Here is a 4,534-nt window from a genome sequence, read left to right as displayed (position 1 = left end):
TTAGCAAAAAAGAGAGACTAAAATATACATTTTTAACAAGGCTTTTTGACGGCGCAGTCGATATCAAAGCCTACAACGAGCAAAACGATGCAAACATCAACAAAGACCTATTTGTCGAGCTTAGCTTGCTAAAGCTAGTGAACGCGATCTACGAAGAAAACGGCGTCATAAGGCCGACGTTTTTTGGCAAATACATCTGCGTCGTGCTCATGCGCGACTTTTACGCGGGCATGGACAAGGTGCGCGCGATATTTAAAAACGATGCGAAGATCAAACGCAGTAAAGTGCTTCGCATCATGAGCGAAGACACAGAGCAAAAATTTGAACAAAATATTATCCAGCCGCGAGCCGCTATGTAAATTTGAGTAAATTTGACGCGATTTTGCCGTCAAATTTATCTCTCCTGCGAATAGCTTTAAATTTATCGCGAAAATAACCCGCCGCCCAAGCTTGTTTAAATTTAATTTATGCTAAATTTCGCCCCGAAAGCGACCTTGCGGGCGCAAATTTTACCAAAGGCGAAGCGGTGGATACGGATAAATTTTTAAGCGAAATTTGGGGCGCTCTTAAGCTATTTTTAGACCCCAAAACGCAAATTCTCGCAGACGAGCTAAACCTCGCCGTTTTACTCGCCGCAGATGCGGAGAATTTCGATAGATTTATGGCGCTAAAGGAGTTTAGGGATATCCTGCATGCGCTTGGGTTAAAGGCCGACATATACAGCCTCCAGTGCGCTCAGCTAGGCGCGATAAACGCTCTAAAATCCGCTAAAATCTCAAAATCAAAGCTCATTGCCGCCTTAGAAATCCTGCAAACCGAAAACATAATCTCTGCCGCGCATTTTAAGAGGCTTTCGGAGTTTTTGCAGGCCCTTGGCGCGGATTTGACCGCAGGGAACGAGCAAGAGGGCTCAAATTTTAAAAAATCGGACGTCTTTCACCAAAAAATAGACGCGCTAAACGATATCTGCGAGCGTATCTTGTCGCTAAACCCGCACGCGCACGTCGCAAACGCGGCGACAAAAGCACGCCAAAAAGCGCACGAGCTCGAGTTTAACGTCGCAGTTACCGGCGTCATAAACGCGGGCAAATCAACCCTGCTAAACGCGCTGCTGGGCAAAAAAATCCTAGGCGCTTCAAACGTTCCCGAAACCGTAAATTTAACCGTGCTAAAGTATGCGCCCGAGCCTTTTGCAAAGGTAAATTTTTGGAGCGAAGCGGAGCTAAAAGATCTTGGAATAGTCCAAGATCAAGATAACGATATAGCCGAAATTTACGGCGGCGCGGGCGTTAAATTTGAGAGCGAAACGGCGAAAAATTTAAACGTCAAATTTAACGCGGAGGGCGAATCGGAAGCTAAATTTGAGAGCCCTAACGCGAGCGAGATTTGCTCCGAACCGCCGGCTAGTAAGACTGTTAAAACCGACGAGATCAAGCGCTATACCTCGGCGGACTCCAAATACGCTAAATTTGTAAAAAGCGTCGAGCTTTACGAAAATTTGGAGCTTTTAAAGGATAACGTGCGCATCATCGACACGCCCGGCATCGACGACGCGGTGGCTGCGCGCGAGGAGCTGGTGCGGCGATTTATGCGGGAGTGCGATCTGATGGTGCACCTGATGAACGTCTCGCAAAGCGCCACGCAAAAGGATCTGGACTTCATCGTCTCAAGCCTGCAAAACTCCCATGCCGTGAGGCTTGCCGTGCTGCTCACGCACGCGGACGTGCTAAAAGAGGGCGAGCTAAACGAGGTCGCCGCCTACGCCAAAAAGAGCGTCGAGGAGCGCACGCGGGGGCTCGGCGTCGGGGCGGAGTTTTTCGCCGTGAGCGCTAAAAGCTACTTTGAGGGCGGACAAAACAGCGGCGTAGAGGAGTTTAAGGAGTATCTTTACGAGACGCTTTTTGGACCTAATAGCCAAAAATCGCGCCTTGGCATCGAAGCATATAAAAAGGAGCTAGGGCGCGTCTGCGTGCAGTTTTCAGCGGATACGCAAAGCGAGATCTTAAAGCTAACGGGCTCAAATTTGAGCTTGTCGCAAAGGCTCGCCGAGCTAAACGAGCAAAAAGCCGCGCTAGCTAGCCGACTAGAGGACGTGAGGGGCGCGGTAAAAGATGAGCTGGAGCGCCTAGATACGGCCAAGACTGCAGCTAGCTACGAGCTTGGGCTAAAATCCCTTGCGCAAACGCTAAAGCAGCGCGTCGCGGATGACGTAAACTACGCGGCCTCTAAAAAACAAAAGATCGATCCGCAACGCCTCTCGCGCATCGCGCAAACTACGATCAAAGACGGCATCATCGTCCTGATGCGTCAAAACCGCAACGAAATAGTGCGGCAAATCGCCGCGTGCGAGCAAAATATCGCGTTAAAATTCGGCGAATTTGAGGGCAAAACGGCGGCGGTCGAGGTCTTTAGCATAAACGACTATCTGAACTCAAAAGGGATAAATTTAGAATGCGCCCAGGTCGCGGACGCGGTGACTAGCGCGGCAAATGCGTGTGCGCAAGGCGTATCCGAGGCCGCCAAAGTAGCCGCGGAGGAGTTTTTGGGCGCCCAGCGGATCAAAAATTTCGTTTTCGAGCTTAGCGAATTTGAAAAAAGCGAGTTTAAAAAGCGTATCGAAGCCGCGCTAAAAGAGCAAGAAAAGGCGCTCGCAATCAGCGAAGAGGCACTAAAAATCGAGCTTGCCCAGCTAGCGAAAACTAGCGGGCGGGACTCGCGCGAGCTAGAGCGACTAAACTCGCAAGGCGAGGCGATAAATGCTATAAATTTGGAGCTGCAAAGTGTTTGAGGAGTTTATAAACGCGTATAAAACGCGGTATTTTAAGATATTTTCGTGCGATTTTCACGGACGATTTAGGCGGCTGCAAAACGAGCTAACCGAGCCCAAATTTCACCCAAGCGTGGAGCTAAAGCGCGAGCTAAATAAGATTGATCTATTTTTATCTAGCCCGCTTACGGTCGCTATAGTCGGGCAGTTTTCTAGCGGTAAATCGACGTTTTTAAACGCGCTTTTGGGTAGCGAAATCTTGCCCTCGGGCCTAACCCCCGTGACATCAAAGCCGACCTTTATCAGATACGGCGCCGCGCCGGGGCTTAGCGTGCTTTACGAAAACGGCAGAGAGCTGTATCTTGGCGTCGAGGAGATAGGGCGATTCGTCGATCAGCGCGTGTTTGGCGACGACGTGAGCAGGCTTTGCGTTTACGCGCCTTCTGGGATTTTAAAGCTGGTAAATTTCGTCGATACGCCGGGGCTAAACTCGCTCTCAAAGGCCGACACTGCCGTCACGCACGAGGTGCTAAAAGACGTCGCGGGCGTCATCTGGCTAAGCCTCGCCGACAACGCCGCGCGCGCTAGCGAAGCCGCGCAGATCGAGGAATTTTTAGCTGGCGGGGGCAAAACGGCGATCTGCTTGCTAAATCAAAAAGATAAACTAAGCAAGGACGAGCTTGCGCGCCTCAAAACTCACGCGCAAACGACATACGGGCGATTTTTTGGGCGCATTATCGCAGTTTCTGCAAAGCAGGCCGTAACGGCGCAGGCAAACGGCGACGCGACGCTTTTAGCAGAGTCAAATTTTAGCGAGGTGATAAGCGCTATCCGCGAGCTTTTTGGCGGCGAAGAGATAAAAGAAAAGTTTGTCCGCGAAAAGTGCGCTAGACTGGTTGCCGTAAACGCAGATCAGCACGAGCGCATCGCCAAAATTTACGAAAAAGCGGGCGAGATAATCGCCAAATTTGATGCCGAACTGGAGTCAAATTTAAGAGCCGTGCAAGAAAATTTTAAACCAAAAATCGAGCTAGCCTTTAACGAGCTAAAGCACGTCGCAAAGCTCGTCGCAGACGAAATCCTAGCTAGTCTAAAAAGCGTGAAAAAATATAAATACGTGCCGCGAAAAACGCTGCTAAGGGGCGAGTATTTTGAAGCTAGCTCGTACGAGGCGGTGGATTTTGACAGCGACGAGGTATTTTCAAAACTCATCTACAACGACGTGAAATTTGCCAAATTTTTTAGGACGTATAAGCGCAGCTTAAGCGCGCTACAAGAAGAAATCGGCGCTGCGCTGGATGAAATTTACGAGCGGTTGGAGCGCGAATTTATGATTTATAAATCGGAATTTGAAAACGCGCAAAAGGAAGACGAAACGCACTCGGATACCGTGTTTGCCGATGTTAGGACGTATGCGGGGCAGGTGTATAGGACGTTTTTGCGAGACTATGAGACGGCGAAATTTAAAGGACTGCAAAAGACGGCGCTGTTTTTTGAAAAGCTAAATCTCAAAGTCGCCGCAAACTACGAAAACGCCGTTAAAATCGCCGTGTATTTTCTAAAAGAAAAGATCGCGGGCTCGATGCGCGCGCACGAGCAAAACGGCTTTGCGCTCTTTATCCCGAGCTTTGACGAGGTGCAAGACCGCGTTTTGCTGTCGCTAAATTTATACGAATTTGAAAACGAGATGCTTGGTAATGCGTCGTTTTTAAATAAAATTTTATCGGCGTTAAAGAGCGAATTTGTGCAGATAAAGAGCGAAAAACT

Annotated in this window: 2 protein-coding genes and 1 pseudogene; all 3 read left to right on the top strand. The window is 49.3% G+C overall.

The features are described from left to right. Positions 1-359 (top strand): annotated as a pseudogene (locus Q0546_RS08280) (coproporphyrinogen III oxidase); the annotation flags it as partial. 167 nt (positions 360-526) lie between these two features. Then, the gene (locus tag Q0546_RS08275) at positions 527-2,788 is read left to right on the top strand and encodes a dynamin family protein (RefSeq protein WP_298792113.1); all 2,262 of its coding nucleotides are present in this window, start codon (positions 527-529) and stop codon (positions 2,786-2,788) included. After that, the coding region (locus tag Q0546_RS08270; RefSeq protein ID WP_298792111.1) for a dynamin family protein at positions 2,781-4,534 on the top strand (1,754 nt) is incomplete at its 3' end. The genes Q0546_RS08275 and Q0546_RS08270, both read left to right, overlap by 8 nt.

Origin of the sequence: uncultured Campylobacter sp. (assembly GCF_937997465.1) — a bacterium.
Classification (GTDB): Bacteria; Campylobacterota; Campylobacteria; order Campylobacterales; family Campylobacteraceae; genus Campylobacter_A.
The sequence above is the reverse complement of the archived record's forward strand: the minus strand, read 5'-3'. Positions and strand labels throughout refer to the sequence as shown.